This window comes from Tranquillimonas rosea, from assembly GCF_900111315.1.
Taxonomy (GTDB): domain Bacteria; phylum Pseudomonadota; class Alphaproteobacteria; order Rhodobacterales; family Rhodobacteraceae; genus Tranquillimonas; species Tranquillimonas rosea.
Genome location: NZ_FOGU01000004.1, coordinates 345,328 through 372,039, shown reverse-complemented (window position 1 = coordinate 372,039; position 26,712 = coordinate 345,328). Strand labels below are relative to the sequence as shown.

Annotated in this window: 28 protein-coding genes; 21 read left to right on the top strand and 7 right to left on the bottom strand. The window is 67.7% G+C overall.

The window, feature by feature from the left end; all coding sequences use genetic code 11:
• Positions 1 to 97: 97 nt before the first annotated feature.
• The 3 genes from BMZ25_RS09060 to BMZ25_RS20825 all read left to right on the top strand — a co-directional run bounded on the left by BMZ25_RS09060 (position 98) and on the right by BMZ25_RS20825 (position 3,288).
• Entirely contained in the window at positions 98 to 2,452 is a 2,355-nt protein-coding gene (locus BMZ25_RS09060) for a DUF3772 domain-containing protein (RefSeq protein ID WP_092692344.1), read from the top strand.
• Positions 2,409 to 2,936: a hypothetical protein gene (locus BMZ25_RS09055; protein ID WP_092692339.1), complete on the top strand. Its 528-nt coding sequence runs from the start codon at positions 2,409 to 2,411 to the stop codon at positions 2,934 to 2,936. The genes BMZ25_RS09060 and BMZ25_RS09055 overlap by 44 nt, the downstream gene beginning before the upstream one ends.
• 175 nt (positions 2,937 to 3,111) lie before the next feature.
• Positions 3,112 to 3,288, top strand: a complete 177-nt coding sequence (locus BMZ25_RS20825; protein WP_177190428.1) for a hypothetical protein — start codon at positions 3,112 to 3,114, stop codon at positions 3,286 to 3,288.
• Between the two features lie 807 nt (positions 3,289 to 4,095).
• Here the strand turns inward: BMZ25_RS20825 and BMZ25_RS09045 are convergent.
• The gene (locus BMZ25_RS09045; RefSeq protein ID WP_092692330.1) at positions 4,096 to 4,965 is read right to left on the bottom strand and encodes a hypothetical protein; all 870 of its coding nucleotides are present in this window, start codon (positions 4,963 to 4,965) and stop codon (positions 4,096 to 4,098) included.
• A gap of 134 nt (positions 4,966 to 5,099) precedes the next feature.
• On the opposite strand from BMZ25_RS09045, the gene miaB reads away from it, so the two are divergent.
• The 17 genes from miaB to BMZ25_RS20815 all read left to right on the top strand — a co-directional run bounded on the left by miaB (position 5,100) and on the right by BMZ25_RS20815 (position 20,001).
• A complete protein-coding gene (miaB, locus tag BMZ25_RS09040; RefSeq protein WP_092692327.1) occupies positions 5,100 to 6,407 on the top strand; it encodes a tRNA (N6-isopentenyl adenosine(37)-C2)-methylthiotransferase MiaB in 1,308 nt (435 codons plus the stop codon).
• A 159-nt stretch (positions 6,408 to 6,566) separates the two neighbouring features.
• A complete protein-coding gene (locus BMZ25_RS21350) occupies positions 6,567 to 7,118 on the top strand; it encodes an OmpA family protein (RefSeq protein WP_328586844.1) in 552 nt (183 codons plus the stop codon).
• A 10-nt stretch (positions 7,119 to 7,128) separates the two neighbouring features.
• Complete coding sequence (locus BMZ25_RS09030) at positions 7,129 to 7,428, top strand: hypothetical protein (RefSeq protein WP_092692320.1); 300 nt, start codon at positions 7,129 to 7,131, stop codon at positions 7,426 to 7,428.
• 167 nt (positions 7,429 to 7,595) lie between these two features.
• Complete coding sequence (locus tag BMZ25_RS09025) at positions 7,596 to 8,606, top strand: PhoH family protein (protein WP_177190427.1); 1,011 nt, start codon at positions 7,596 to 7,598, stop codon at positions 8,604 to 8,606.
• A gap of 4 nt (positions 8,607 to 8,610) precedes the next feature.
• Positions 8,611 to 9,114 (top strand): rRNA maturation RNase YbeY, encoded by a 504-nt coding sequence (ybeY, locus tag BMZ25_RS09020; RefSeq protein ID WP_408033430.1) that lies wholly within the window; start codon positions 8,611 to 8,613, stop codon positions 9,112 to 9,114.
• Positions 9,115 to 9,151: 37 nt separating this feature from the next.
• A complete protein-coding gene (locus BMZ25_RS09015; protein WP_092692311.1) occupies positions 9,152 to 10,039 on the top strand; it encodes a hemolysin family protein in 888 nt (295 codons plus the stop codon).
• Positions 10,032 to 11,564, top strand: coding sequence for an apolipoprotein N-acyltransferase (lnt, locus tag BMZ25_RS09010; RefSeq protein WP_092692308.1), 1,533 nt, complete (start codon positions 10,032 to 10,034; stop codon positions 11,562 to 11,564). Before BMZ25_RS09015 ends, lnt begins: the two co-directional genes overlap by 8 nt.
• A 43-nt stretch (positions 11,565 to 11,607) precedes the next feature.
• Positions 11,608 to 12,321 carry a tRNA (guanine(46)-N(7))-methyltransferase TrmB gene (trmB, locus tag BMZ25_RS09005; protein WP_092692302.1) on the top strand — a complete coding sequence of 238 codons (714 nt, stop codon included), beginning with the start codon at positions 11,608 to 11,610 and terminating at the stop codon, positions 12,319 to 12,321.
• Positions 12,322 to 12,606: 285 nt separating this feature from the next.
• Positions 12,607 to 13,959, top strand: a complete 1,353-nt coding sequence (gene aroA, locus BMZ25_RS09000; RefSeq protein ID WP_092692298.1) for a 3-phosphoshikimate 1-carboxyvinyltransferase — start codon at positions 12,607 to 12,609, stop codon at positions 13,957 to 13,959.
• A gap of 68 nt (positions 13,960 to 14,027) precedes the next feature.
• Positions 14,028 to 14,645 carry a (d)CMP kinase gene (locus tag BMZ25_RS08995; RefSeq protein ID WP_092692293.1) on the top strand — a complete coding sequence of 206 codons (618 nt, stop codon included), beginning with the start codon at positions 14,028 to 14,030 and terminating at the stop codon, positions 14,643 to 14,645.
• A 108-nt stretch (positions 14,646 to 14,753) separates the two neighbouring features.
• Positions 14,754 to 16,430: a 30S ribosomal protein S1 gene (gene rpsA / locus BMZ25_RS08990; RefSeq protein ID WP_092692290.1), complete on the top strand. Its 1,677-nt coding sequence runs from the start codon at positions 14,754 to 14,756 to the stop codon at positions 16,428 to 16,430.
• A gap of 296 nt (positions 16,431 to 16,726) precedes the next feature.
• Positions 16,727 to 17,008 (top strand): integration host factor subunit beta, encoded by a 282-nt coding sequence (gene ihfB, locus BMZ25_RS08985; RefSeq protein WP_092692285.1) that lies wholly within the window; start codon positions 16,727 to 16,729, stop codon positions 17,006 to 17,008.
• Between the two features lie 6 nt (positions 17,009 to 17,014).
• Positions 17,015 to 17,377: a LapA family protein gene (locus BMZ25_RS08980; RefSeq protein ID WP_092692279.1), complete on the top strand. Its 363-nt coding sequence runs from the start codon at positions 17,015 to 17,017 to the stop codon at positions 17,375 to 17,377.
• 9 nt (positions 17,378 to 17,386) lie between these two features.
• Positions 17,387 to 18,031, top strand: coding sequence for a phosphoribosylanthranilate isomerase (locus tag BMZ25_RS08975; RefSeq protein ID WP_092692273.1), 645 nt, complete (start codon positions 17,387 to 17,389; stop codon positions 18,029 to 18,031).
• A gap of 21 nt (positions 18,032 to 18,052) precedes the next feature.
• On the top strand, positions 18,053 to 19,285 hold the full coding sequence (trpB, locus tag BMZ25_RS08970; protein WP_092692270.1) for a tryptophan synthase subunit beta: 1,233 nt from the start codon (positions 18,053 to 18,055) through the stop codon (positions 19,283 to 19,285).
• Between the two features lie 72 nt (positions 19,286 to 19,357).
• Positions 19,358 to 19,534 (top strand): hypothetical protein, encoded by a 177-nt coding sequence (locus tag BMZ25_RS20820; RefSeq protein ID WP_177190426.1) that lies wholly within the window; start codon positions 19,358 to 19,360, stop codon positions 19,532 to 19,534.
• A 95-nt stretch (positions 19,535 to 19,629) separates the two neighbouring features.
• The gene (locus BMZ25_RS20815) at positions 19,630 to 20,001 is read left to right on the top strand and encodes a hypothetical protein (protein ID WP_092692267.1); all 372 of its coding nucleotides are present in this window, start codon (positions 19,630 to 19,632) and stop codon (positions 19,999 to 20,001) included.
• A 61-nt stretch (positions 20,002 to 20,062) separates the two neighbouring features.
• On the opposite strand, the gene BMZ25_RS08960 is transcribed toward BMZ25_RS20815, so the two are convergent.
• Genes BMZ25_RS08960 through pth form a run of 3 tightly spaced genes read right to left on the bottom strand, consistent with a single transcriptional unit; the run spans position 20,063 to position 22,252 of the window.
• Positions 20,063 to 20,455, bottom strand: coding sequence for a DUF2237 family protein (locus BMZ25_RS08960; RefSeq protein ID WP_092692265.1), 393 nt, complete (start codon positions 20,453 to 20,455; stop codon positions 20,063 to 20,065).
• Between the two features lie 46 nt (positions 20,456 to 20,501).
• Complete coding sequence (locus BMZ25_RS08955) at positions 20,502 to 21,533, bottom strand: DUF2332 domain-containing protein (protein ID WP_092692262.1); 1,032 nt, start codon at positions 21,531 to 21,533, stop codon at positions 20,502 to 20,504.
• On the bottom strand, positions 21,530 to 22,252 hold the full coding sequence (pth, locus tag BMZ25_RS08950) for an aminoacyl-tRNA hydrolase (RefSeq protein WP_092692258.1): 723 nt from the start codon (positions 22,250 to 22,252) through the stop codon (positions 21,530 to 21,532). Before pth ends, BMZ25_RS08955 begins: the two co-directional genes overlap by 4 nt.
• Positions 22,253 to 22,330: 78 nt before the next feature.
• Here pth and BMZ25_RS08945 point away from each other — a divergent pair, with 78 nt between their 5' ends.
• Positions 22,331 to 22,645: a heme-degrading protein HmuQ gene (locus tag BMZ25_RS08945; RefSeq protein ID WP_092692253.1), complete on the top strand. Its 315-nt coding sequence runs from the start codon at positions 22,331 to 22,333 to the stop codon at positions 22,643 to 22,645.
• Positions 22,646 to 22,736: 91 nt separating this feature from the next.
• On the opposite strand, the gene BMZ25_RS08940 is transcribed toward BMZ25_RS08945, so the two are convergent.
• The 3 genes from BMZ25_RS08940 to BMZ25_RS08930 all read right to left on the bottom strand — a co-directional run bounded on the left by BMZ25_RS08940 (position 22,737) and on the right by BMZ25_RS08930 (position 26,684).
• Positions 22,737 to 23,414 (bottom strand): 50S ribosomal protein L25/general stress protein Ctc, encoded by a 678-nt coding sequence (locus BMZ25_RS08940; protein WP_092692249.1) that lies wholly within the window; start codon positions 23,412 to 23,414, stop codon positions 22,737 to 22,739.
• Between the two features lie 125 nt (positions 23,415 to 23,539).
• The gene (locus tag BMZ25_RS08935) at positions 23,540 to 25,474 is read right to left on the bottom strand and encodes an amylosucrase (protein ID WP_092692245.1); all 1,935 of its coding nucleotides are present in this window, start codon (positions 25,472 to 25,474) and stop codon (positions 23,540 to 23,542) included.
• Positions 25,475 to 25,514: 40 nt separating this feature from the next.
• Positions 25,515 to 26,684: an alpha-hydroxy acid oxidase gene (locus BMZ25_RS08930; protein WP_092692242.1), complete on the bottom strand. Its 1,170-nt coding sequence runs from the start codon at positions 26,682 to 26,684 to the stop codon at positions 25,515 to 25,517.
• Positions 26,685 to 26,712 lie beyond the last annotated feature (28 nt).

Below are 26,712 nucleotides of genomic sequence, written 5' to 3'. Positions count from 1 at the left end.
AGGCAAGGATTTCGGGCGCCACCTTCCGCTGATCGTTCTTGAAGGCGGGTAAAGTTTACTTTGGTGACACGAGCGCCGACAGGAGAAGGATGCGCCGGTGACTGGCAAGCTCTCTACCGGCCGCTGGTCCGGTGCCCTGATGGTCCTCGTGATCTGCCTGATAGGGCTGTCATCTCCGGCTCAGGAGGTTCTGGACGACACTTCTGATTGGAGGCGCACGGCGGACCAGGCCGAGGAGCTACTCGGTCAGGAGGCCGCCGAAATTGCCCGTCTCGAAGAACTGCGCGACGCGCTCGCCGAGCAGAGGGCGGCCGCGCTGGAGCAGGCCGAGCGTGGATCGGTCCGGGCGCTCACGCTCGAGGCACAGCTCGACGAGCTGGGGCCACCACCGGAAGCGGGGAAGCGCGAGCCTGAGCCCCTGGCCGACCGGAGAGCCGAACTGCAGGCGGCTCTTTCAGAGGCCAACGCCCCGGTCATCGACGCCAGGGCCGCCTACAGGCGGGCGGATCTGCTCATCGACGAACTGGATGCGCGCCTGCGGGAGCAGAGCGCGGAGCGCCTGCTGACGCGGAGCCCATCACCGCTGCTGCCGAGCTCCTGGGAAAGCCTGAGGGCGGACATCGGGACGCTGCAAGACTCGCCGGTTGCCCCACGCGCCGCGCCGAGTTCGGGAGTGACTGGGGCCGCCTGGCCGCTGGGAGTGGCGATCTTCGGTGCCGCTGTTCTGATCATCTTCGCGGCGGAGCCGCTTGTGACGGGGGTGCTCGTGCGGGCGCGGCGCAAGGCCGGCAGCCGCCTGCGCCGCCGCCTCCTCGCGGCGCTGACGCTGGTGCTGCGACTGCTCATCCCGGCGACGGGGCTGCTGCTGATCTCCCTCGCGCCGACGTTCCTCATACTACGGTTTCCAGAGTCCCTTCCGATGGTCAGCGGCGTGGCCGGAGCGGTCTTCAGCCTCGCAGCGGCCCATGTGCTCGGTCATGTCCTCTTCGCCCCGCTGCGTCCGGACCTGCGGACGTTCAGCATCGGGGACGCGCTCGCGCGGCGCGGCTATGTCCTCAGCCTGCTTCTGGGCCTGCATCTCGCGCTCGAAGCGCTCCTGGAAGGAGCGGAAGAGCAGTATTCACTGTCCTCTGCGGGCGGCTCGGTCCTCGCGCTAATGGTTGTCCTGACCGGACTCTTTCCGATGGTCTGGCTGGGGACATTCCTGCGCGATCTTGGCGGGGAGGATTCGGACGGAGAGGTCGGCGCTGACCTCCGGATGCTCTTCGCCCGGCTCCTCCAGGCGACAGCCGTGCTGGCCGGGCTCTTCGCAGTCGCCGGGTACGTCGATCTGGCGCGCTACGCGCTCGAGCCCAGCGTTCAGACCGTGGCGCTGGTGGGAATCATGCTGTTTCTTCGGGCGCTCGTCACGGGCGTGCTGGCCGACCTTTTCGGTCCCGTGGCGCCGAACGAGGAAGAGGCGGCCGTCCTGATCCCGTTCTTCGTGAGCCTTTTGCTCATCCTCGCGGCCCTGCCGCTGTTGGCACTGATCTGGGGCGCCCGTAGGAGCGATCTGAGCGAGGCCTGGCGCCTCGTCTCGGCGGGAATCCAGATCGGTGAGGCGCAGCTCTCGCTGACGTCCGTGGCCCTGCTCGCGGGGGTGTTCTTCATCGGACTTCTGGTGACCCGCTGGCTCCAGCGCGTGCTGGGTCAGTCCATTCTGCGCCGCTCGCACATGGACCGTGGGGTGCGATCCTCGATCGTGACCGGCGTGGGCTACCTCGGCATCACGCTTGCTGCGGTGATCGCCCTGTCCACGGCGGGCATCAGCCTGGCGAGCCTCGCCGTGGTGTTCGGAGCCCTCTCGGTGGGCATCGGCTTCGGCTTGCAGAACATCGTCTCCAACTTCGTCTCCGGGATCATCCTGCTCATCGAACGGCCGGTGAAGGAAGGCGACTGGATCGAGGTCTCTGGCTACTCCGGCTACGTGCGCAAGATCGCCGTCCGGTCCACGCGGATCGAGACCTTCGACCGCTTCGACGTGATCGTGCCCAACTCCGACCTGATCGCCGGGGTGGTCAAGAACATGACGCTCACCTCGCACGAAGGGCGGCTGATCCTGCCGATCGGCGTCGCCTACGGCAGCGACGTGCAGCAGGTTCGCAAGATCCTTACCGAGGCGGCCGCACGGCGTCCCGAGGTTCTGCACCACCCGGAGCCGGTCGTGCTCTTCACCGGGCTCGGCGACAGCCAGCTCGAGTTCGAGCTGCGGTGCTTCCTGCGCGACATCGAGACGGTCCTCACAGTCCGCTCGGACCTGCTCTTCGACATCTACGCAAGCCTGACCGAAGCCGGGATCGAGATCCCCTTTCCGCAGCGCGGTGTCTCGCTCAAGGGGCTGGAAGAACTCACCGAAGCGGTCGGACAACTTGCGACACGGCCGCGACCAGCTAACGGGTCCTCTCGAGGGTAGTCGTTTCGGGAGCCCCCCGCGGGCGACCGGCCTCCGGTCGCGCCGACAGGCCGGTGCCGGAAGACCACGACGCGCCGGAAGGGCGGATCCTCGAGCTGGCGGTGATGCGCCTCGCACCGCGCTGACCACGGCCAAGATCCAGGAGCACTACGACACGATCTTCTGCGAATGCGCGGCGGATGGCTTCTGCGGGGCGGCCTTCCCGAACCTGCGACAGCGGTTCATCGACCTGCTGGAGGCCCTGACCGAAGAGCCGCTGGTCTTTGATCCGCCGCTGGTCGCGAACGACGCGTTGCGGGCGCGCTTCGGCCTGGTGGAGCGGATCGATCCGGCATTCTTCGCGAGCTTCGGCCTCTTCAACAACGCCGCGGCACGGGGCGGCCATGCGGCGGCCCTGCCGCAGGTCATCGAGGCCGCCGAGGCCCGCGATACCGATCGGCTGCCCGATCTGCTCCGGCGAGGTCCGGCGGAGCCGGAGGCGTAGATCGTCGCACCCGTCACGGCTGAGGATGTCATCGCCGCCGCCGACATGTTCCTCGCGCCGGCAATCGACCTGTTGCTCGCACGGGCCGCCCCGGCGGAGGAAGAGCGGGAGGCCCCGTCGACCCTCAGCGAGGATTGGGTCGATCTCGTGATCGGCGAGCTAGAGGCCAGTCTGGGTGCGGGCGACCCTCCAGGCCGAGGTGATCCGGGATCTCGTCCAGCTCACCCTCGTGCCACTGGCGGGAACCGATCGGGTGGCGCTCGAAATCTATGCCGACGAGTGCTTCTCCGAGAACCTGGCGCCGCGCGCAGCTTCGACCGCTGCGCCGGGGACATCGCCGCGGCCTTCCTAGATGCGCCCGGCACTGCGCCGGACATCGGCTGGTCCCGCGCGCCGTATTACACGATTCCCTTCGAGGAGACCGCCGACGCCCTCGCGCAGCCACCGGCGGAGGCGGATGCCGCGACGACGCCGGAGGCGGCAGAGTAGCGGGACGGGTGACACCCTCGATGGTCCTTCGCGCCGCGCGCCTCGACAGGGCAGGTCAGCGACCGGAGCAGCGACGAGGTGCTCGCGGGCGGGGCAGGGGGTGGTGGTCGCGACGACCACAGGCAAGCCTTCCGTCTATTTCACCCTCACGCCCGCCGGTGTGCCCACCGCCATCCACATCGGCTCGGTCGAGTGAAACCTCTCCGACGATGTCCTTCCGGCCACGGGCGGTTGGGATGTTCGGGTCCACCTGACGCGCAACGCCGCCCGCCGGGGCGAAAGCGCGGCGGTCACACTCTCTATCGGGATCGGCGGGGGCGCCCAGCCCTTTGCCGAACCTCTTCGACGGAGAGGCGGGCGGTCCGGATTGGTGGCATGTCGCGGGTCTGGCGCCGGACGGGCCACTCAATGTCCGCAGCGGTCCCTCCCCGTCGAGAGCCGCGTCTCTTGCCGGGTCCGGGGAAGCTACCTTCAGGTGTCCGGCGAGACCTTGCCCGAACGGGCCGTCGCCCGGAAGGTGGCCGTGAGCCCGGATTGCGTCTGGGTCGCCCCTCGCGGATAACCCACCGGAAGAACGTGACAATCAACGGCTGGGAAAGGGGCGCTGCCCCCTCCTGCGGCTGCGCCGCAATTCACCCCCGGGAAATTTGGACGGCAGAAGAAGGGGGGGTCAGAACCACTGGCCCGGCTCCATCAGGCCGAGGTCCATGAGCTGTTGCGATCGCCATTCGAAGGGCACGGAATTGTGCCAGGTGAAGCGATGGGCGGCGGCGCGGCTGCCGGGGTTGAGCCGCAGGGCCTTGGCCGTACGGAACGAGCAGATCGCCGCCGTGAGGTTGTGGTGCCATGGACAGGAATAGGTGTTGTATTCCGGCTCGTTGAAGGTGTGGTCCGATCCCAGCCGCAGGCCACGCCGTGTCCGGAAGAGGCCGATGCGGTCGATCTTGCGCTTGCGGCGGGGGATGTGCTCTTCGAAGCGCCAGCGCAGGCCGCCGAAGAAGTCGAGCTGGCGCTCGGCCGGGTGGCCGGGAGTGGCAGGATCGGGGCGGGCGAGGGCGTAGTATCCCGACCGGTCGAGATACGCATCCTCGAGCGAGACGGCGTCGGGCGCGGCGGCGAGGTCGCCGGCATAGAGGTCGATCACGTAGGTCAGCATCGCGTCCCGGCGTTCCTCGGCATGAAAGGCCAGCATCTCGCCCACGCTGCGGTTCTCGGCGAAGGGATGGAAGAGATACTCGGCATTGTAGCAGTAGTACATCCAGAGGCCGGGCAGCGCGTCCGAGACGGTCGCGACTGCGTGTTCCACGCTGCCGGGCGTCGTGGTGTCGTGGTCGATCCGGTGGACGTTCTCTTCCAGGGGACGCGGCAGGTCGAAGGCGGGGGGCGCGAAGAGCAGGATCGCGGCAAAGCCGATGGCAGCGTGGTGGCGCACTGTGCTGTCGATCTCGACCGGATCCTCGGCGAAGATCAGGGCCACGGGACCGCGCACCGTCCGTGCCCGGGGCGCGCGCAGGAAGTCGTCGAGAGAGGCGTGGCGCATGGGGCGGTCTCCGGGGTCGGGCGCGGCTCGGCCGGCAAGGTCCGGCAAATGCGGCGCGGCCGCAAGCGTTGCGGAACGGGCGCGCGCACGGTAGAAGCCGCGCTCGTTCCCACCCGGATGCGAGAGGCGCCGACATGGCCGAGGCGAAGAAGCTCTACATCAAGACCTATGGCTGTCAGATGAACGTCTATGACAGCGAGCGCATGGCCGAGGCCATGGGCGGGCAGGGCTACGTGCAGACGGACAGCCCCGACGATGCGGACATGATCCTGCTGAACACCTGCCACATCCGCGAGAAGGCGGCCGAGAAGGTCTATTCCGAGCTGGGGCGATTCAAGGGGCTGAAGGCCGCCAAGCCGGACCTCAAGATCGGCGTGGCCGGATGCGTCGCCCAGGCCGAGGGCGAGGAGATCGTGCGCCGTCAGCCGATGGTCGACATGGTGGTGGGACCGCAGAGCTATCACCGGCTGCCCGCGCTGGCCGAAGCCTCGGGCGGCGGGACCAAGGCGCTCGACACAGACTTTCCCGAGGAGGACAAGTTCGCCGCGCTGAAGTCGCGCCCCAAGACCGCGCGGGGGCCTACGGCCTTCCTGACGGTGCAGGAGGGCTGTGACAAGTTCTGCGCGTTCTGCGTCGTTCCCTATACCCGCGGTGCCGAGGTCAGCCGCCCGGCGGCGCAGGTGATGACCGAGGCGCGCGACCTCGTCGAGCGCGGCGTGCGCGAGATCACGCTGCTCGGGCAGAACGTGAACGCCTATCACGGACATGACGGCGGGTTGGCCGGGCTGATCCGGGATCTGGCCGGGATCGACGGGCTGGACCGCATCCGGTTCACCACCTCGCATCCCAACGACATGGACGACGACCTGATCGCCGCGCATGGCGAGGTCGAGAAGCTGATGCCCTATCTGCACCTCCCCGTGCAGGCGGGCAGCGACCGTGTGCTGAAGGCGATGAACCGCAAGCATACCGCCGAGAGCTATGTCCGCCTGATCGAGCGGCTGAGGGCCGCGCGGCCGGACCTGTTGCTGTCTGGGGATTTCATCGTCGGCTTTCCCGGCGAGACCGAAGAGGATTTCGCCGCGACCATGGCCCTGGTCGAGGAGGTCCGGTACGGACAATGCTATTCCTTCAAGTACTCGGCCCGGCCGGGCACGCCGGCGGCTGAGCGGGCGACGGTCCCCGCCGCCGAGGCGGACGACCGGCTGCAGCGGCTGCAGGCCCTGCTGAACCGGCAGCAGCGCGAGATCCAGGACGCGATGGTGGGGCAGGAGGTGAAGGTCCTGTTCGAGCGGGCGGGGCGGATGCCCGGCCAGATGACCGGCAAGTCCGAGTATCTCCACGCCGTGCACGTCACCGACCCAGAGATCGCCAAGGGTGACCTTCGCCGCGTGAGAATCGTCGAGAGCGCGCCGAACTCGCTGGCCGGCGAACTGGTCTGAGCCGCGGACTGCACCGCCGTTTCCGAACAACGTGACGGACCGGTCGGGATTGTTTCCGGCCGGCCCGCCTTTTTCGGCCGTTCGTTGTCAATTCAGGGACCGGCCGACACTCCCCGCCCCGCCGAGAGGCGTTTTGTGGAGAGTCGTAAGGAGCAGGCAGTGATACGCAGGATTTCGCAGGCGGTGCGGGCCATGCTGAGCGGCGGCGCCGCTGCCGCCGCGTTTTCGGTCCTCGCAGGTTCGGCGACAGCGCAGGAGACCGCCATTCCAGGTATTTGGGTATCGCCCGACGGGTGCGAGTACTGGGTCGCGGACGACGGCTGGGAGGGCTACATGAGTCCGCATCTCACCCGCGACGGCAAGCCGGTCTGCCGGCAACTCGACACCTGCGCGGTGATGGAGGGCGACCAACTGTTCGCCACCGACAGCGCCCGCGTGGGAGCGGAGGGGCGCCGGCGTCTGCAGCAATTCTTCCGTCAGGACGGGTCGGCCTCGTATGTCGTGGTGGGCCACACCGACAGTCGGGCGAGCGATGCCTACAACATGCGCCTGTCCCATGCGCGGGCGGCGGCGGTGGCCGAGATCGGACGGTCCGTCGGGGCTCGGATCACCGATGTCCGGGGCTACGGCGAACGGCAGCCGCGCGCCACGAATCAGACCGCGGCCGGGATGCAGCAGAACCGCCGCGTCGAAATCATCTGCGCGCGCTGAGGAGCCTGCCATGACACTCATCAAGTTCGGCGCCGCACTGGCGCTTGCGGGCGCTCTCGCGGCCTGCGACGGCACCAAGGTCGACCAGTCCATCGACCGGGGCCTCGATTCCAAGGACCTCAGCCAGCTCAAGGGCGGCATCTGGATCGATCCGAACGGCTGCGACCACTGGCGCATCGACGACGGGATCGAGGGGTATCAGGGCGTTCGCCTCGACCGCGACGGCAAGCCGGTCTGTTCGGGCGCCGGCGCGCCGAATACCGTCGTGGGGCCGTATCACAGCGGATCGCCCGTCGCGGACCCGATGTAGGACCGTTCCGCACGAGACATTGACGGGCCGGCCGGAACCACCGGGCCGGCCCTTCTCTTTAGGGGGCAAGGCACGTGATAATTCGGTGACGTGGCGCAGCAAACGCTTGCGCGCCTCGGGGCGAGTTGGCACGATCTTGTATCAGGCACTCTGGCAAGGAGCATTTCTTGGGCATAAGCGCTCTGACTCCCGCGACCCCTTCGGATGAGGTCCACGAGACCCTTCTGGAATTTCCCGACAACCGCTTGCTGATCGACCTATGTGGAGAATTCGATCGCAACCTGGCCCAGATCGAACATCAGCTGGCCGTGCAGATCATCCGTCGGGGCAACCTGTTGGCGGTGATCGGGGACGAGGCGAGCCGCGCGCAGGCCGCCAGCGTGCTTCAGCAACTCTATGCAAGGCTGGAATCCGGCCGGGACGTCGAATCCGGCGATATCGACGGCGAGATTCGGATGGGCGGCGCACCGGACAACACGGGCCTGCGCGACGGGGACCAGATGGAACTGTTCCAGGGCGGACGCATCGAGATCAAGACCCGCAAGAAGCCGGTCGAGCCGCGGACCGAGGCGCAGAAGGCCTATGTCCAGTCGCTCTTCCGCAACGAGATGGCCTTCGGCATCGGCCCGGCGGGGACCGGCAAGACCTATCTCGCGGTGGCTGTGGGCGTGTCGATGTTCCTGTCGGGGCAGGTCGAGAAGATCCTCCTGTCGCGCCCCGCCGTCGAGGCGGGCGAGCGGCTGGGCTTCCTGCCCGGTGACATGAAGGAGAAAGTCGATCCCTACATGCAGCCGCTCTACGACTCGCTGCATGATTTCCTTCCCGGCAAGCAGCTCGGCAAGCTGATGGAGGAAAAGAAGATCGAGATCGCGCCGCTCGCCTTCATGCGGGGGCGGACACTGTCGAACGCGTTCGTCGTGCTCGACGAGGCGCAGAACGCCAGCGCGATGCAGATGAAGATGTTCCTGACGCGCTTAGGCGAGGGCAGCCGCATGGTCGTCACCGGCGACCGCAGCCAGGTCGACCTGCCGCGCGGGATGCAGAGCGGTCTGTCCGACGCGGAACGGCTGCTGCGCGGGATCGACGCGATCTCGTTCAACTACTTCACGGCTCGTGACGTGGTCCGCCATCCGCTCGTCGCCAAAATCATCGAGGCATATGATTCGAACCAGTCCTGATCCAGTGTCCGACGCGCCCTTCGTCGACTGCGTGATCGAGGACGAGCGCTGGGAGGGTATCGACCTGCCGGCGCTTGCCTGCGAGGCGGCGGCGGCGGCATTCGCGCATCTGGACCTGCCGGGCGCGTGGGAGATCAGCGTGCTGGGCTGCGACGACGCCCGCATCGCGTCGCTCAACGAGACGTTCCGGGGCAAGGGAAAGGCCACCAACGTGCTGTCGTGGCCGTCGGAAGAGCGCGCGCCCGAGACCGCCGGCGCCGTGCCCGAGCCGCCCGAGCAAGATGGCGATCCGGAGCTGGGCGATATCGCGATCTCGTACGACACCTGCCTTGCCGAGGCGGACGCCGTTTGTATGCCGGTGGCGGATCACGTTAGACATCTTCTCGTGCACGCGATGCTCCATCTGCTCGGATATGACCACGAAACCGATGCGGATGCCGATCTCATGGAAAGATTGGAGGTCGAGGTACTTGCCACCCTCGGCCTTCCGGACCCATATTCGAAATGATGTGCCCGTGCGGGCGCGAAACTGATGGAAAGGTGCAATGACCGACGCCGAAGCGGGCGTGTCCCGTGGAACCGATGACGTCGAGGACGAGAGTAGCGACGACCCTTCGCAAAATCGCGGCTTCTTCGGTCGCATATTCGAAGCGTTTTCGCCGAACGATCCCAGCCAGCCGTTGATCTTTACAAACGGGCGCGATGCCGCGGCCTCGGGGATGCCCGGCCTGGCCAATCTGCGCAACATGCGGGTCGAGGACGTCGCGATCCCCCGGATCGAGATTGTCTCGGTGCCCGAAGAGATCGAGCGGGATGAACTCGTCCAGGTATTCCGTGACAGCGGTCTGACCCGCCTGCCGGTGTATCGCGAATCCCTCGACCACCCGATCGGGATGGTGCACCTCAAGGATTTCGCCCTGCAGCATGGCTTCAACGGCCATACTGCCGAGCTCGATCTTCCGACGATGCTGCGCCCGCTGATCTACGCCCCGCCGTCGATGCCGATCGGTGTTCTGATGCAGAAGATGCAGAACGACCGTATGCACATGGCGCTGGTGATCGACGAATACGGCGGTGTCGACGGGCTGGTCACGATCGAGGACCTGATCGAGCAGGTCGTGGGCGAGATCGAGGACGAGCACGATACCGACGAGGACAAGCACTTCACCGAGGAAAGCCCCGGCTGCTACCTGGCGTCGGCGCGGACCCCGCTGGAAGAGTTCGAGACCGAGATCGGCCTTCGCCTGGTGGATGCCGAGGACGAGGAAGAGATCGACACGCTCGGCGGGGCCGTCGTCATGCTGACGGGACGTCTTCCTGCCCGCGGCGAGGTGATCCCGCATCCCTCGGGCGCCGAGTTCGAGATCGTCGACGCCGATCCGCGCCGGATCAAGCGCGTCCGGGTGCGGTTGCCGAAGCCCGCGGATGAGTGACACGGCCGCTGTGCGGCCGGCACGCCGACTGGCGGGAGCGCGCTTCGCGGTCGCCATCGCGTGCGGGGCGGTCGCCGGGCTGGGGCAGGCGCCGTTCGGGTTGATCCCCTTGGCCATCGCGGCCTTCGCGGTGGCGCTCGGGCTTCTGCACCGGGCGGGCACCGTGCGCCGGGCGGCGTGGGTCGGGTTCGCCATCGGGACCGGCTATTTCGCCACCACCCTGCACTGGATCGTCGAGCCCTTCCTGGTGGACGTGCAGCGCCACGGCTGGATGGCGCCGTTCGGGCTGTTCTTTTCGGCCACCGGTTTCGCCCTGTTCTGGACGGCCGCCTTTGCCGCCGCGCGGGCGCTGGCACGCGGGGGCTGGCGTCTTTCGGCGGCGTGGGTCGTGGCCATGACGCTGGCCGAGGTCGCAAGGGCCAAGGTGCTGACCGGTTTTCCCTGGGCGATGCCCGGCTATGTCTGGAGCGACAGCGGCGCCCTGCCGCTGGCCGGGTGGATCGGGCCGTTCGGCGTGACGCTGATGACGCTGGTGCTGGCCGCGATCGTTCATGCCGCGGTCAACCGCGCGCCGTCGCCGGCTGTCGCCGCGGGTGCCGGCGCCGTCGCACTGGCCGCCGCATGGACCGCGCCGGTGGGATTAAGCCGCCTGGTCGCACCGGTGCCGCCTCAGCCCGCCGCCGACGCCCCGCTGATCCGTCTCGTGCAGCCCAACGCGCCGCAGGATGAGAAATGGGACCGAGAGCGCGCGCCGGTCTTCTTCCGGCGGCAGCTGGACTTCACCGCACAGCCGGGGAACCCCGAGCTTGTGATCTGGCCCGAGACGGCGATCCCGTATCTCGCCGAGGCCGGGCATCCCGCCTTCGAGCGTATCGCCGAGGCGGCCGGCGACCGGCCGGTCATCCTCGGTGCGCAGCGGACCGACGGGCGGCGCTATTTCAACAGCGCGTTCGTCCTGGGTCCGTCGGGGCGGATCACGGCGCGGTACGACAAGCATCACCTCGTCCCGTTCGGAGAATACGTGCCGCTCGGTTCGCTCGGCAGCTGGATCGGCCTGCCGAGCTTTGCCGCCGATGACGGGTTCGGCTTCTCGCCGGGGCCGGGCCCGCAGGTCCTGGACCTCGGCGGCGGGCTCGGCGACGTGCTGCCGCTGATCTGCTACGAGGCGATCTTTCCGCGCGACGTCGCGGGGGCGCCGCGCCGGGCGGACTGGATGCTGCAACTGACGAACGACGCGTGGTTCGGCACCTTTGCCGGCCCGCAGCAGCACTTGGCGCAGGCGCGCTTCCGTGCGGCCGAGCAGGGGCTGCCGATGCTGCGGGTGGCGAATACCGGCATTTCCGCCGTAATCGACGCCACCGGCGCGGTGTCCGACCAAATCCCGCTGGGAGAGGCCGGATACCGCGACGTGCGCCTGCCGCAGCCGCTGCCGCCCACGCCCTACGCCCGCAGCGGGGATTGGCCGCTCATCGCGCTGCTCCTGCTGGCGGCGGGCGGGCTGGCGCTGGTGCGCCGCCGCGCATGAGGGCGCTTGACCCCCGGCGCGTCGGGCGGCATGTCCCGCCTCCATGACCGAGGGCAGACACAACGACGGCGCGCCGTGGCGCAACTTCTACGGACGGCGCAAGGGCAAGGGGCTGCGGCCCGGCCAGAAGGAGGCGCTGGACACCGAGCTTCTGGATCTGTCTCCGGGGCCCGTGGACTGGGACGAGAACCCCGCGCGGACACCGCTGGACCTGCACGCGCTGTTCGGCGGAAAGCCCGTCTGGCTCGAGATCGGCTTTGGCGGGGGCGAGCACATGGTGCACCAGGCGGCGGCCAATCCCGACGCCGGCATCATCGGGTGCGAGCCCTACATCAACGGCGTCGCGATGCTGCTGTCCAAGATCCGCAAGGCCGACGTGGGCAACGTGGCGATCCATCCGGGCGATGTGCGGGACCTGTTCGACGTCCTGCCCGAGGGCTCGATCGACCGGGCGTTCCTGCTCTATCCCGATCCGTGGCCCAAGAAGAAGCACCACCGCCGCCGCTTCGTGACGCCCGAGCACCTCGAACCGCTGAGCCGCGTGCTGCGGCCCGGCGCCGAGCTGCGCGTGGCGACCGACATTCCCGACTATGTCCGACAGACCCTCGAACAGGTGCCGCGCCACGGATTCCGGTGGCTGGCCGAGGGCCCGGACGACTGGCGGCATCCCTGGGACGACTGGCTGTCCACTCGCTATGAACAGAAGGCGCTGCGCGAGGGCAGGGTGCCGCATTATCTTACGTTCCGTCGGATCTGAGCCTGCCAAATAGGCGAAAGGGTGCCCAAGGCGGCGCCGGTCACGTTTTCCAGACTGGCGCGCCGCAAGAACACGGTGCAAGCTCGTGTCATTGCTGCCAAAACCCTTTTTGATCCAGGTGTCACATGTCGACGCAACTCAGACGATTCCTGCCCTTGCTAGTGTTCGTCTTCTTCCTGCTTCCGATCGTCTCGGTTCTCTGAGACGGGATCGGATTGCCGCTTGCGCCGCGACGGCGCACGGCTAGTATCCGCCGGCATTTTTCTGACGGCGGAAAGGGATACAATGTCCGGCCACGGCACCCCCACACCGATGACCGCACATCCCGGAAAAGGCCTGTCGGGCACCGCAGAGGTGCCCGGCGACAAGTCGATCAGTCATCGTGCGCTGATCCTGGGCGCGCTGTCGGTGGGCGAGACGCGTATCACCGGCCTGCTCGAAGGCCAGGACGTCCTGGACACCGCCAAGGCGATGCGCGCCTTCGGGGCCGAGGTCGCCCAGACGGGCGAGGGCGCCTGGTCGGTGCACGGTGTCGGCGTCGGCGGCTTTGCGGAACCGGACGACGTGATCGATTGCGGAAACTCAGGCACCGGCGTGCGCCTGATCATGGGGGCGATGGCCACCAGCCCTGTCTCGGCCACCTTCACCGGCGACGCCTCGCTGCGCAGCCGGCCTATGGGACGCATCACCGATCCGTTGGCGCTGTTCGGGGCGCAATCCGCCGGTCGCTCCGGTGGTCGCCTGCCGCTCACGCTGACCGGCGCCGCCGATCCCGTTCCGGTGCGCTATGCCACGCCCGTCGCCTCGGCGCAGATCAAGTCGGCCGTGCTGCTGGCCGGGCTCAACGCGCCGGGCGAGACGGTGGTGACCGAGTGCGAGGCGACGCGCGATCATACCGAGCGGATGCTGGCGGGCTTCGGCGCCGAGGTGCGTGTGCGCGACACCGAAGAGGGCCGCGAGATCACGCTGGTCGGCCGGCCGGAGCTTGCCGCGCAGACGATCACCGTGCCACGCGACCCGTCCTCTGCCGCTTTTCCGGTCTGTGCCGCGCTGATCGTGCCGGGATCGGACGTGATGGTGCCGAATATCGGCCTGAACCCGACGCGCGCGGGGCTCTACGAGACGCTGCGCGAGATGGGCGCTCAGCTGGACTACGTGAACCCCCGCGAAGAGGGCGGCGAGCCGGTGGCGGACCTGCGCGCCCGCTATTCCCCCGATCTCCGGGGCATCGAGGTGCCGCCCGAGCGGGCCGCGAGCATGATCGACGAATACCCGATCCTCTCTGTCGTCGCGGCCTGTGCCGAGGGCGTGACCGAGATGCGCGGCGTCGCCGAGCTGCGCGTGAAAGAGAGCGACCGGATCGACGCGATGGCCGAGGGGTTGCGCGCCTGCGGCGTCACCGTCGAGGACGGCGCCGACTGGTGGCGCGTGACCGGCCGCGGAGCCGGGGGCGTGCCCGGCGGCGCGACCGTCGCGGCCCGGCTCGATCACCGGATCGCCATGTCGTTCCTCTGTCTCGGCATGGCCGCACGGCAGCCGGTGACAGTGGATGATGCGGGCCCGATCGCCACGTCGTTCCCGATCTTCGAGCCGCTGATGACCGGGCTGGGCGCCGCGCTGCACCGCGGGGAGGGCTGAGACGGGTTGCGCCGGGCGCGCGGGGCGGGCACGGTGCCGCCTCTGCAGCGCCGGACGAGGGTAACGACATGGGATTCACTGTTGCGATCGACGGGCCGGCTGCGGCGGGCAAAGGGACCATCTCCAAGGCCGTCGCGGCGCATTTCGGCTTTGCCCATCTCGATACGGGCCTGCTCTACCGTGCCACCGGACGGCGGATGCTCGACGGGCTGGAAGCGGTCGAGGCGGCCGAGGCGCTGACGGCCGAGGATCTCGAACGCGACGGGCTGCGCAGCGCCGAGGCCGCCCGCGCCGCCAGCCAGGTCGCCGCGATCCCCGAGGTCCGCAAGGCGCTGCTGGATTTCCAGCGGGCCTTCGCGCGGCGCTATGGCGGCGCGGTTCTGGACGGGCGCGACATCGGCACGGTGATCTGCCCCGAGGCCGAGGTGAAGCTGTTCGTCACCGCCTCGGACCCGGTGCGGGCGCAACGGCGCTTTGACGAACTGATCGCGAGCGGCGTCGAGACGACGTTCGACGAGGTGCTGGCCGATCTCAAGGATCGCGACCGGCGCGACTCTGCGCGGGCCTCTGCCCCGCTGAAGCCCGCCGAAGATGCACACTTGCTCGACACGACGGATCTCGGTATAGAGGCAGCCGTCGAAGCGGCGGTTACAGTCGTGAAGCAGAGACTTGAGCAGGGTCGGTGAATTCCGGCCCTGATTGCTTTGCATCTCAGCCGTCCCGAATGACCAACCCAAGACCGGCGGACACAACCGCCCGGCCAGTATAGCGACGAAAAAGGAAACGACACCTATATGTCCGCGAACGCATCCATGGAGGAGTTCGAAGCCCTCCTGAACGAAAGCTTCGAAATCGACACGCCGCAGGAAGGCACTGTCGTAAAAGGCCGGGTCCTCAACGTAGAGGCGGGCCAGGCCATCATCGACGTCGGCTACAAGATGGAAGGCCGCGTCGATCTCAAGGAATTCTCCAATCCCGGCGAGACGCCCGAGCTGCAGCCCGGCGACGAGGTCGAGGTCTATCTTCGGCAGGTCGAGAACGCCAAGGGCGAAGCCGTCATCAGCCGTGAGATGGCCCGCCGCGAAGAGGCGTGGGACCGCCTCGAGAAGGCCTATGCCGACGAGAACCGCGTCGAGGGCGCGATCTTCGGCCGCGTCAAGGGCGGCTTCACCGTCGATCTCGGCGGCGCCGTTGCGTTCCTGCCCGGCTCCCAGGTCGACGTGCGCCCCGTGCGCGACGCCGGTCCGCTCATGGGCCTCAAGCAGCCGTTCCAGATCCTCAAGATGGACCGCCGCCGCGGCAACATCGTCGTCTCGCGCCGTGCGATCCTGGAAGAGAGCCGCGCCGAACAGCGCGCCGAGGTCATCGCGAATCTCAGCGAAGGCCAGGCGGTCGACGGCGTCGTCAAGAACATCACCGAATACGGTGCGTTCGTCGACCTCGGCGGTGTGGACGGCCTGCTGCACGTCACCGACATGGCGTGGCGCCGCGTGAACCACCCCTCGGAGATCCTGTCGATCGGTGAGACCGTCAAGGTCCAGGTCATCAAGATCAACAAGGAGACCCACCGCATCAGCCTCGGCATGAAGCAGCTGCAGGCCGACCCGTGGGATACGGTCGAGCAGAAGTTCCCGATCGAGAGCGTGCACACCGGCCGCGTGACCAACATCACCGACTACGGCGCGTTCGTCGAGCTGGAGCCGGGCGTCGAGGGTCTGGTCCACGTCAGCGAGATGAGCTGGACCAAGAAGAACGTTCATCCGGGCAAGATCGTGTCGACCAGCCAGGAGGTCGAGGTCATGGTGCTCGAGATCGACACCGCGAAGCGTCGCGTGTCGCTCGGCCTCAAGCAGACCATGCGCAACCCTTGGGAGCAGTTCGCCGAATCCCATCCCGCGGGCACGCCCGTCGAGGGCGAGGTCAAGAACATCACCGAGTTCGGTCTGTTCATCGGTCTCGACCACGACATCGACGGCATGGTCCACCTCAGCGACATCAGCTGGGACCGCCGCGGCGAGGAAGCGATCCAGGACTTCCGCAAGGGCGACGTCGTGCAGGCGGTCGTGACCGAGGTCGACGTCGAGAAGGAGCGTATCTCGCTCTCGATCAAGGCGCTGGACGACAGCTTCACCGAGGCCGTTGGCGGCGTGAAGCGCGGCTCGATCATCACCGTCGAGGTGACGGCGATCGAGGACGGCGGCATCGAGGTGGATTACGAGGGCGCCAAGTCCTTCATCCGCCGCTCGGACCTGTCGCGCGACCGTGCCGAACAGCGCCCCGAGCGCTTCCAGGTGGGTGACAAGCTCGACGTGCGCGTCACCAACGTCGACCAGAAGACCCGTCGCCTGGGCCTGTCGATCAAGGCGCGCGAGATCGCCGAAGAGAAGGAAGCCGTCCAACAGTATGGCTCGTCCGACTCCGGTGCGTCGCTCGGCGACATCCTTGGCGCGGCGCTGAAGGGCGAGGAATAAGCCCCACGCGTAAAGCTGCGCCTTTGCCATCCGGCCCCCGCGGCATCCGCTGCGGGGGCTTTTTCATGGGCGCGGGGCCGCGAATCGACCCCGACCGGCGTGTCGCTGCGTGCGTGCGGCGGTGCGGCAATGCGCGGACCGGTGCCCAATCCCGGCCCATCGGGGCGCCCGCATGGCGGTTTCCCGCCCTGCACGCCGTCTAAGTGCCTCGCTCTTTGGGAAAAAACACGATAGTATCCTGTTTCAAGCGGCCGGGACGACGGCCGTGTGAGAACGTTTTAAGGGGGTGCCGTCGCATGATCCGGTCGGAACTGATCCAGAAGATCTCCGAAGAGAACCCCCATCTCTACCAACGCGATGTCGAGCGGATCGTGAACACGATCTTCGAAGAGATCATCTCGGCCATGGCGCGCGGCGACCGTGTCGAGCTGCGCGGCTTCGGCGCCTTTTCGGTCAAGAAACGCGACCCGCGCCTGGGGCGCAATCCCCGCACCGGAGAAGCGGTTCAGGTTGACGAGAAGCACGTTCCGTTCTTCAAGACGGGGAAACTCCTTCGCGACCGCCTGAACGAGGAATAAGACCCCATGCGTTATCTCCGTTATGCCTTCCTGGCCATCATTGCGATCGTGCTGATCACGGTTGCGCTGGCAAACCGCGGGCTGGTGACGCTTCGTGTCCTGCCGGAAAGCATGTCCGGCTTTCTGGGCTGGTCGTGGGAAATCTCCCTGCCGCTGTTCGTAGTCATCGTCGGCGGCATCATCGCGGGCCTGCTCATCGGCTTCGTGTGGGAATGGTTCCGCGAGCACAAGCATCGCGCGCTGGCCCGCCGCGAGCACCGCGAGAACGTCGAACTCAAGCGCGAGGTGAACCGCCTGAAGCAGCCGGGGGAATCCCGGCGCCGGGACGATGTCCTGGCGCTGCTTGAGGATGGCTCGACCCCGCATTAAGTCAGCGGGATGCTGACCGAGACGCGTATCAAGATCTGCGGGATCACCGAGACCCCGGACATTCCCGCCGCCATCCTTGCGGGGGCGTCGTACCTGGGGTTCGTCTTCTTCGAGAAGTCGCCGCGCAACCTCGCGCTGAACGACGCCGCCTTCATGGCCACCTCGGTGCCGGTCGGCATCGCCAAGGTGGGCCTGACGGTAGATGCCGACGACGCGCGGCTCGACGAGATCCTGGCCGAGGTGCCGCTGGACATGCTGCAGCTTCACGGCTCGGAAACTCCCGAACGGGTCGCGGCGGTGCGCGAGCGGTTCGGCCTGCCGGTGATGAAGGCGGTGGGCATCGCCCACGAGGACGACCTGTCGCGGCTGGACGAACATGCGCGCGCCGCCGACCAGCTTCTGATCGACGCGAAGGCGCCGAAGGATGCACCGCTGCCGGGCGGCAACGGTCTGAGCTTCGACTGGCGCCTGATCGCCGGACGCCGCTGGTCCGTGCCGTGGATGCTGGCTGGCGGGCTCAATGCCGATAACGTGGCCGAGGCGGTGCGCCTGACCGGGGCGACCCAGGTCGATGTCTCCTCTGGCGTCGAGAGCGCGCCGGGCGTAAAGGACGCCGACAGGATGACGGCGTTTTGTCGCGCGGCACGCGGCTGATTCAGGCGAAGGGCAAGGGCAATGGCGGACGATCTTCTCAACAGTTTCATGACCGGCCCCGACGAAAAGGGGCGGTTCGGCGATTTCGGCGGGCGCTTCGTCTCTGAGACACTGATGCCGCTGATCCTCGAGCTCGAGGAGCGCTATGAGTACGCCAAGACCGACCAGAGTTTCTGGGACGAGATGCACGATCTCTGGACGCACTATGTCGGCCGTCCGAGCCCTCTCTATCACTGTGCGCGCCTGACCGAGGAACTCGGCGGCGCCAAGATCTACATGAAGCGCGACGAACTGAACCACACCGGCGCGCACAAGATCAACAACGTGCTGGGACAGATCATCCTGGCCCGCCGCATGGGCAAGGACCGCATCATCGCCGAGACCGGGGCAGGGCAGCACGGCGTCGCCACGGCCACCGTCTGTGCCAAGTTCGGCCTGAAATGCGTGATCTACATGGGCGCGCATGACGTCGAACGGCAAAAGCCCAACGTCTTCCGCATGCGGCTTCTCGGAGCCGAGGTCGTGCCCGTCACCTCCGGCCGCGGCACGCTGAAGGACGCGATGAACGACGCGCTGCGCGACTGGGTGACGAATGTGCGCGACACGTTCTACTGCATCGGCACGGTCGCCGGGCCGCATCCGTATCCCGCGATGGTGCGCGACTTTCAGTCGATCATCGGCAAGGAAGCCAAGGAGCAGATGCACGAGGCCGAGGGGCGCCTGCCGGACACGATCATCGCCGCGATCGGGGGCGGCTCGAACGCGATGGGCCTGTTCTATCCCTTCCTCGACGACAAGGAGGTGCGCATCATCGGCGTCGAGGCCGGCGGCAAGGGCGTGAACGAGAAGATGGAGCACTGCGCCTCGTTGACGGGCGGCCGGCCGGGCGTGCTGCACGGCAACCGGACCTACCTGCTGCAGGACGACGACGGCCAGATCCTCGAAGGCTTCTCGATCTCGGCGGGGCTCGACTATCCGGGCATCGGACCGGAACATGCGTGGCTGCACGAGAGCAAGCGCGCCGAATACGTCTCGATCACCGATGCCGAGGCGCTTGAGGCGTTCAAGCTCTGCTGCGCGACCGAGGGCATCATCCCTGCGCTCGAACCGAGCCACGCGCTGGCCCATGTGATGAAGATCGCGCCCGAGCTGCCGTCGGACCACATCATCTGCATGAACATGTGCGGCCGGGGTGACAAGGACATCTTCACCGTCGCCGAGGCGCTTGGCGTGGACATCTCTGCGCCAGGCTGACGCACCCCGGGAACTCTCTGCGTTGCGGCACGGTTGCCTGCCCTACACTCAGTCGAATTGTAGGAGCAACCGATGACCCGCAGCCTTCCGATCGCCCTCGCAGCCCTTGCCGCCCTGGCCGCCTGTGACCAGGGCATGAACACGATGCAGCCTGCGCCGATGACCAGCGACGCCGAGCTTCAGCAGGGTGCCGACGTGGCCAGCAACCCGACCGGCGTTCTCGAAGACGAGGACGACGACGCGATCTGAGCGGGGCCTGCGCGGTGCCGTTCCGATTTTTTCAGGAACGATGCCGCGCAGTCTGTGTTCACGTTTCCGTAAAGCGTGTTCACCTGGAGGAAGTCATGATCCGTACCTTTGCCATCGCATCCGCTGCCGCGCTGTTCAGCACTGCCGCGATCGCGGCGCCGCTCGACAACCCGACCGCCACCGTCCCGGCGGAGATCGACGGCCTGCAACTGGCCTCGGCCCATGAGACCTCCGCCGAAGACTGCGAGGGCGCCGTCATCGATGGCGAGTGCACCGGCACGGCGACCGAGCCGATGGACGATGGCGCCGCCTCGCAGGGCGACATGAGCGGATCGGATGTCGATTCGACGGTCGATCCGGCAGTGCCGGACGACGTGGCCGGGGACGACACCGACGATGACGCGGGCGCCAACGTGGCCGACTCGCCGTCGGAAAACCTCGAGGAAGAGGACAACGGCGCGGATTGATCCGCCCTTGATGTCCTTGAGAGATGCAGGGCGGCCCGGTTCGGGTCGCCCTTTTTCGTGGTCAGCCGTCCGACGCGGCGCCGTCGCTTGCGGCGTAGTCGCGCAGGATGTCCATTGGCACGACCTCGGCCGCGCGGGCATGGGTGGCTTCCAGGTGCACGTTCGGCGCCACGCCCTCGTGGTGGGCCTGCAGGAAGCGCCCCGCGCACAGGCACCAGCGGTCGCCGGGCCGCAGGCCGGGGAAGCGGAATTCGGGCCGCGGCGTCGAGAGATCGTTCCCGAGATACTTGGAATAGGCGAGGAATTCGGCCGTCATGACCGCGCAGACGGTGTGGCTGCCCCGATCCTCGCTGCAGGTGTTGCAGTGGCCGTCCCGGAAGAAGCCGGTGACGGGCTCGTCCGAGCAGGGGGCGAGTTCCTCGCCCAATACGTTCAGCGATGCGTCCTTTTCCATGGCAGGTCTCCCTTCGTCTCACAGGCTAGGGGACGGCGGCCCGCGATCAACCGGTCCACTCGATCCATCGCCCGTGAAAATCGGCCCGGCCGAGCGAAACGATCTCTTCGCCGGGCCATGTGGTGAGGGTCATCGCGGCGCCCCGGCCGCCGTCGGCCTCCATGCCGAAACGGACGATCGGGCTGTCGCGGCTGGCGGTCGCCCCGGCTGCGTCCAGCGCCGCTGCGCAGGCGGCCTTGGTGGCCTCGGGAAAGTACTGCCAGGCGATCGTGTGAAAGACGAAGCGGCAGCGGCCTTCGGCGGAGCGGTCCAGCACGTCCGCCAGCCACGCCCCGGCGTCGCCGCGCGTGATCTCGGCGGGGTGCTCTGCCGCCGTGGCGATGGCGGCCTCGGTCAGCTTCAACCGGTGCGCTTGGTCGGGCCAGAGATACGCCAGAAGGCGCAGGCGGTCGGCGTCCGACGCCGGGTCCAGCGGATTGAGGTCGACGCCCGCCCGCCGCACGATGTGCGGCGCGGCGTCCGGCGGGTAGGGACCGCTCCAGTCCGGGGTCAGGATCGTCCGCGCATCGGCAGGGCCGAACTGCGCGCCGGGCAGGTCCAGCCGATAGCGATCGGCGCGCAGGTTCAGGCCACCGGACGTGCCCAGTTCGAACATCTCGATCGGTCGTCCGAACCGCTGCGCCACGAGATGCAGGGCCGGGATCACTGCTGCACTGCGCCGCACCTCGTTCGTCTGGGGCGGGCTTTCGAGCCAGGCGAGGATGACATCCGCCTCGTCCGCCATCGTCGACTCGACCGCGTGCCACAGCGCCGCGTCGTCCACGTTCGACGGGGGATAGACGGCGACCAGTTCGGACCGGCCGGACAGCTTCAGCGCGTGCAGCGCGCCGGCAAGGCGCAGTGCGACGCTGTCGGCGCGGTGGGATGGGTCTCCGCGCCAGTTCAGTACCCGGTCGGCGACCGCTCCGCCCGGCGTCAGGTGGGCGGCACAGAGGGCCAGCAGACGGCCATGGAAGGGAGAGCCCAGCTCCTCGCACGCCCGCGCCTGTTCCTCGAAGGCGGCGCGGACCCCGGTCACTTGAACCGGTCCACGAGTTTCTGCAACGGCGTGCGCTCGTCCTCTGCCTTTGGCTCCGGTTGTGGGTCAGGCTTGGCTGCCGGATCGGGCTTCGCGGCAGCGTCGGGCTTCGGGGAGTCCGCGGGCTTCTTCGTGCCGGTCGAGGGGCGCGGGGGCGCCATCCGCTGCGCGACGGCGTTCAGGAAGCGGCCGGTATCGCCCCGCGCGAGCTCGGGCGCGCCGTCGGCCACGCCGCGCAGCATGTCGTCCAGCCACTCTTCGTCGGCCTTGGCGAAATCGCGCAGCACATAGCCCGACACCGCGTCCTTGTGTCCGGGATGTCCGACGCCCATCCGCACCCGGTGATACTCGGCCCCGAGATGGGAATGGAGCGAGCGCAGGCCGTTGTGACCAGCGTGACCGCCGCCCGTCTTGCACTTGATCTTGCCGGGCGCGAGGTCGATTTCGTCGTGAAAGACGACCACGTCCGCCGGCGTCAGCTTGAAGAAGCGCATCGCCTCGCCGACGGATTGCCCCGACAGGTTCATGTAGGTGGACGGCTTCAGCAGCGTCACCTTCTCGTCGCCCAGGCGGCCTTCTGTCAGCTCGCCCTGGAACTTGCCCCGCCACGGCGCGAAGCCGTGGCTGTCGGCGATCGCGTCCACGGCCATGAAGCCGATGTTGTGCCGGTTGCGGGCGTATTTCCCGCCCGGATTGCCGAGACCGACGAATAGCCGCATGACATCTCCTTCGGCTTGAGATCGGCAACGTGATGCCGCACTCAGGGTGTGATTGCAAACTTGTGCGAGGGCAACAGGATGTATCTGACGATGAACCGCTTCAAGGTGCGGCTGGGCTGCGAGGAAGAGTTCGAGCAGGTCTGGGCGTCGCGCGACAGCCAGTTGAAATCGGTGCCGGGTTTCGTGGCCTTCCACCTTCTCAAGGGGCCCGAGGCCGAGGATCACCGGCTCTATGCCTCGCACACCGTCTGGACGAGCGAGGAGGCGTTTCGCGACTGGACCAAGTCCGAGGCGTTCCGCGCGGCCCATCGCGGGGCGGGCGACCATTCGCATATCTATCTCGGGCCGCCGGACCTCGAGATCTTCGAGAGCGTGCAGAAGCTCGAGGCCTGAGCGGCGTGGGACCGGCGCCGTGTCGGTCGCCTGAAACGAAAAGCGGGGCCCGAGGGCCCCGCGATGTTCCGTCACCTGAGTGCGGCAGCGATCACTCTTCGTGCTGCTCGCCGTCCGGGGGATACATCTCCTGGGTCGGCACCTCGTCGGGCGCGACCTCTTCACCGTCCTCATCGTCGTCGTCCTTCTGCGAGGCGAGACCCGAGGGCGCGGTGATGTTCGCGATCACGAAATCGCGGTCGATCGTTGGGCGCGTGCCGCTCGGCAGGGTGATTTGCGAGATGGTCAGCGTGTCACCGATCTGCATGTGGGCCACCGATGCCACCAGCTTGTCGGGGATGTCGCCGGCGGTGCAGCGCAGCTCGACCTCGGGGCGGACCATCGTCAGCACGCCGCCCTTCTTGATGCCGGGGGCTTCTTCTTCGCCCTCGACCTCGACGGGGATGTAGAGGCTGACACGGCTGGTGCGGCGCAGGCGCATGAAGTCGACATGCGTGGGCAGGTCGCGGACGACATCGCGCTGCACGTTGCGGCAGATGACGCGCACGTCGTCCTGGCCGTCGACCTTGAGGTTGAACAGGGTCGACAGGAAGCGGCCCGCCTTCAGGCGCTTGATCAGATCGTTGTAGGGCAGGTTGATCGGCTGCGGGTCGGTGCCGCCGCCGTACACGATGCCCGGAACGAGGTTTTCACGGCGTGCTTGACGGGCGGCCCCCTTGCCTGTCCCCGAGCGAGCCGTGGCGTGGATATCTGGAATCTCACCAGCCATGGTCGGTTACTCCTTGAAAATGACGGGCAGCCTCCAAGGGTGTCTGCCCATAGGCGGGCGCGGATATATCAGATTCCCGCGCTTGGAAAGGGACAATCGGCTCTTTCGCCGCGCGGGCGGCGCCCTCAGGGCGTCGTGGGCCGCAGCCAGAGCCGGCCATAGGCGGGCAGGGCGGTGCCGGGCTCGGCCACGGGCACGATCTCTTGGCTCAGGCAATCCTCGTAGGCACCGTGGGGGTGCAGCCCCAGTTCCTCGAACGGCAGGGGCTGCGGCGTCTCGGAAAAGTTGAAGATTGCGGTCAACGTCCGGTCGTCTGCGGGGCGGCGGACGGCGAACAGCGCCCGGTTCGACAGGTGCAGGACATGGGTCGGCACCGATCCGGCCAGCTGCGGGGTCGCCTTGCGGCGGGCCATGATGTGCCGCGTCCCGGCCAGGATGCGCCCGGCGGGCTCGTGCGCGGTCTCAGCCGCCTGGGCCAGCGCCCAGTCCATCGGCGGGCGCTGCATCCAGCGCCCGTCGCCGACGAGAAAGGGGTCGTCCTCGTAGCCGTGATCGTTCAGCAGCCCCAGCTCGTCGCCCATGTAGATCAGCGGCATCCCCCCGAAGGACGCGATCAGAGCGTGCCCCATCAGGATCCGGTTCACGGCCAGGTCGATCTGGTGGGGCGCCCCGCTTTCGAGCGCCGTCTCGAGCCCCGCGAGAGAAGCGAAGGTCCCGTTGGTGCGCCGGTCGCCAGTTTCCTCGTTGACCTGGAAATCGGCCCCGCGGGCAAAGCTGCCGGGGAAGGAGCCGTTGTAGAAGTCGGCGAGAAAGCGGCGATGGCCGGGGCCGGTCATGCCGCCGACGGCGTCGGTGTCGTCTTCGGTGATGGCCCAGCCGATATCGTCGTGGCAGCGGATATAGGTGGCCCAGGTCGCGTTCTTCACGCCCGCCGGAAAGTGCGTCGCCAGCACGTGCTGCATCAGCCGCGTGTCCCGCGCCGCGAGGGACGACCAGAACTGAACCATCAGGTTGTTGTGGTACGCGAGGTTCGATTCGCGCCCCGCGTGGCGGCCGGAGCCGAGATAGGGCACAAGGTCGGTCGGCCCCACGATCGCTTCGGCCTTGTGGATCATCGCCGGCGCCGCGACGCGGGTGGCCTGCACGATGGCCTGCAGGATGTCGTGCACCTCGGGCAGGTTCTGGCAGACCGTGCCGATCCGCTTCCACATGAAGGCGACGGCGTCCAGGCGCATGACCTCGGCGCCCTTGTTGGCAAGGTCGAGGATCACGTCGAGGATGGCGAGGAAGACCTCGGGATTTTCCCAGTTCAGGTCCCACTGGAACTCGTTGAACGTGGTCCAGACCCAGCGGTCCATGTCGGGATAGTAGGTGAAATTGCCGGGGGCCTGGTTGGGAAAGACCTCGACCAGCGTCTCCTCGTACTGGCGGGGCAGGGTGTCGGTCTCGAAGATGCGGTAGAAACCGCGGTAGAACGGGTCGCCCTCGCGCGCCTTGCGGGCCCATTCGTGCTCTTTCGCGGTGTGGTTCAGCACCATGTCGATGCAGGGCGAGATGCCGGCCTCGCGCAGGGCCCGCGTGGCGGTCTCGAACTGCGCCATGGTGCCGAGCGCGGGGTTGATCGCGCGATAGTCCCGCACTGCGTAGCCGCCGTCGCTGTCGCCGGGGCGCGGCTCGAGACACGGCATGAAGTGGGCGTAGGTCACGCCCAGATCCCTGAGATAGGGGATCTTCGCCGGCACGTCCTTCAGCGTCCCGGCGAAGCGGTCGATGTAGAAGACGTAGCCCACCATGTCCTGGCTCAGGAACCAGCCGGGGGTCAGGTCGCGCGACAGGTCCAGCGCGCGCAGGTCGGTGGGGCGGTCCTCCCACTTGTCCCAGAGAAGCGCGCGCAGCCGGTCCCTCAGCGCGGCGATGTCGGTGACCTCGCCGTAGAGCCGCGTCAGCGGCTCCATCAGGTCGGCCTCGGCCCGGCGCCAGCGCAGCTCGAACAGCGTGTCGTCGTCGACCGCGGCCTTGCGGGGCTTGCGCGTGTCTGACTGCGTTCGCGGGCTGGTCATGCTGTGTGGCTCCTGCGCTGGCGGGCCGAGGGCAGGCGCCTCAGCGCGCGGGCTTGTAGCTGTAGAAGGCGTCGTCGACCATCAGGATCGAGGGGTCGACCTCTTCGATGTGGCGTCGGCCGCAGAGCGCCATGCTGACGTCGAGCTCGTGGCGCAGGATCTCGAGCGCCTTGGTGACGCCGGCTTCGCCCATCGCGCCCAGCCCGTAGGTCCAGGCCCGGCCGCTCCACGTGGCATGGGCGCCGAGCGCCAGCGCCTTGAGCACGTCCTGTCCCGAGCGGATGCCGCCGTCGAAATGCACCTCCAGCCGATCGCCCACGGCCTTCACAACCTCGGGCAGCGCTCGGATCGAGCTGAGCGCGTGGTCGAGCTGCCGTCCGCCGTGGTTCGACACGACGATCGCGTCGACACCGGCATCGGCGGCGCGGCGGGCGTCCTCGGGGTCCATGATACCCTTCACGATGACCTTGCCGCCCCACATCTCCTTGAACTGCTTGATCCGCTCCCAGTCGAGGGACGGATCGAACGCCTCGGCCGTCCAGGACGACAGCGACGAGGGGTCGCTGACGCCCGAGGCATGTCCCACGATGTTGCCGAAGAAGCGCCGCTTGGTCTGCAGCATCTCAAGCCCCCAGGGCACCTTGGTCATCATGTTGGCGATCGACGAGGGCGTCAGTTTCGGCGGCGCGGACATGCCGTTCTTGATGTCCTTGTGCCGCTGGCCCTGAACCTGAAGGTCCACGGTGATCACGATGGCGGTGCAGCCGGCCTTGCGCGCCCGGTCGAACAGCCGCTGCATGAAGTCGTCGTCCTTCAGCGTGTAGACTTGGAACCAGAAGGGACGGGTGGTGTGGGCGGCCACGTCCTCGATCGAGCAGATCGACATGGTGGACAGCACGAAGGGCACGCCAAAGCGCTCGGCGGCGCGGGCGGCCTTGATCTCGCCGTCCGCACTCTGCATGCCGGTCAGGCCGACGGGGCCCAGTCCGACTGGCATCTCGACCTCTTCGCCGATCATCTTGGTGCGGGTCGAGCGTCCGGCCATGTCGACGGCGACGCGCTGGCGGAACCGGATCAGGTCGAAATCGGTGGTGTTCTCTCGAAAGGTCGTCTCGGACCAGCTGCCCGTCTCGGCGTAGTCGTAGAACATCTTCGGGACCCGGCGCTTGTACAGGCGGCGAAGGTCCTCGATCTCGGTAATGACGGGCATGAAAGGTCTCGTTTATTGCGAATTGGTC

What these genes read in the sequence shown, in the direction of transcription:
- BMZ25_RS08995 (WP_092692293.1), top strand. Translation starts at nt 14,028, where the DNA reads ATGGGATTCACTGTTGCGATCGACGGGCCGGCTGCGGCGGGCAAAGGG.
- BMZ25_RS09045 (WP_092692330.1), bottom strand. Translation starts at nt 4,965, where the DNA reads ATGCGCCACGCCTCTCTCGACGACTTCCTGCGCGCGCCCCGGGCACGG.
- rpsA (WP_092692290.1), top strand. Translation starts at nt 14,754, where the DNA reads ATGTCCGCGAACGCATCCATGGAGGAGTTCGAAGCCCTCCTGAACGAA.
- lnt (WP_092692308.1), top strand. Translation starts at nt 10,032, where the DNA reads ATGAGTGACACGGCCGCTGTGCGGCCGGCACGCCGACTGGCGGGAGCG.
- BMZ25_RS08975 (WP_092692273.1), top strand. Translation starts at nt 17,387, where the DNA reads ATGCTGACCGAGACGCGTATCAAGATCTGCGGGATCACCGAGACCCCG.
- BMZ25_RS09030 (WP_092692320.1), top strand. Translation starts at nt 7,129, where the DNA reads ATGACACTCATCAAGTTCGGCGCCGCACTGGCGCTTGCGGGCGCTCTC.
- ihfB (WP_092692285.1), top strand. Translation starts at nt 16,727, where the DNA reads ATGATCCGGTCGGAACTGATCCAGAAGATCTCCGAAGAGAACCCCCAT.
- BMZ25_RS20815 (WP_092692267.1), top strand. Translation starts at nt 19,630, where the DNA reads ATGATCCGTACCTTTGCCATCGCATCCGCTGCCGCGCTGTTCAGCACT.
- BMZ25_RS08940 (WP_092692249.1), bottom strand. Translation starts at nt 23,414, where the DNA reads ATGGCTGGTGAGATTCCAGATATCCACGCCACGGCTCGCTCGGGGACA.
- BMZ25_RS08960 (WP_092692265.1), bottom strand. Translation starts at nt 20,455, where the DNA reads ATGGAAAAGGACGCATCGCTGAACGTATTGGGCGAGGAACTCGCCCCC.
- BMZ25_RS09015 (WP_092692311.1), top strand. Translation starts at nt 9,152, where the DNA reads ATGACCGACGCCGAAGCGGGCGTGTCCCGTGGAACCGATGACGTCGAG.
- BMZ25_RS08945 (WP_092692253.1), top strand. Translation starts at nt 22,331, where the DNA reads ATGTATCTGACGATGAACCGCTTCAAGGTGCGGCTGGGCTGCGAGGAA.
- BMZ25_RS08930 (WP_092692242.1), bottom strand. Translation starts at nt 26,684, where the DNA reads ATGCCCGTCATTACCGAGATCGAGGACCTTCGCCGCCTGTACAAGCGC.
- aroA (WP_092692298.1), top strand. Translation starts at nt 12,607, where the DNA reads ATGTCCGGCCACGGCACCCCCACACCGATGACCGCACATCCCGGAAAA.
- BMZ25_RS08935 (WP_092692245.1), bottom strand. Translation starts at nt 25,474, where the DNA reads ATGACCAGCCCGCGAACGCAGTCAGACACGCGCAAGCCCCGCAAGGCC.
- BMZ25_RS20820 (WP_177190426.1), top strand. Translation starts at nt 19,358, where the DNA reads ATGACCCGCAGCCTTCCGATCGCCCTCGCAGCCCTTGCCGCCCTGGCC.
- trmB (WP_092692302.1), top strand. Translation starts at nt 11,608, where the DNA reads ATGACCGAGGGCAGACACAACGACGGCGCGCCGTGGCGCAACTTCTAC.
- pth (WP_092692258.1), bottom strand. Translation starts at nt 22,252, where the DNA reads ATGCGGCTATTCGTCGGTCTCGGCAATCCGGGCGGGAAATACGCCCGC.
- BMZ25_RS08980 (WP_092692279.1), top strand. Translation starts at nt 17,015, where the DNA reads ATGCGTTATCTCCGTTATGCCTTCCTGGCCATCATTGCGATCGTGCTG.
- trpB (WP_092692270.1), top strand. Translation starts at nt 18,053, where the DNA reads ATGGCGGACGATCTTCTCAACAGTTTCATGACCGGCCCCGACGAAAAG.
- miaB (WP_092692327.1), top strand. Translation starts at nt 5,100, where the DNA reads ATGGCCGAGGCGAAGAAGCTCTACATCAAGACCTATGGCTGTCAGATG.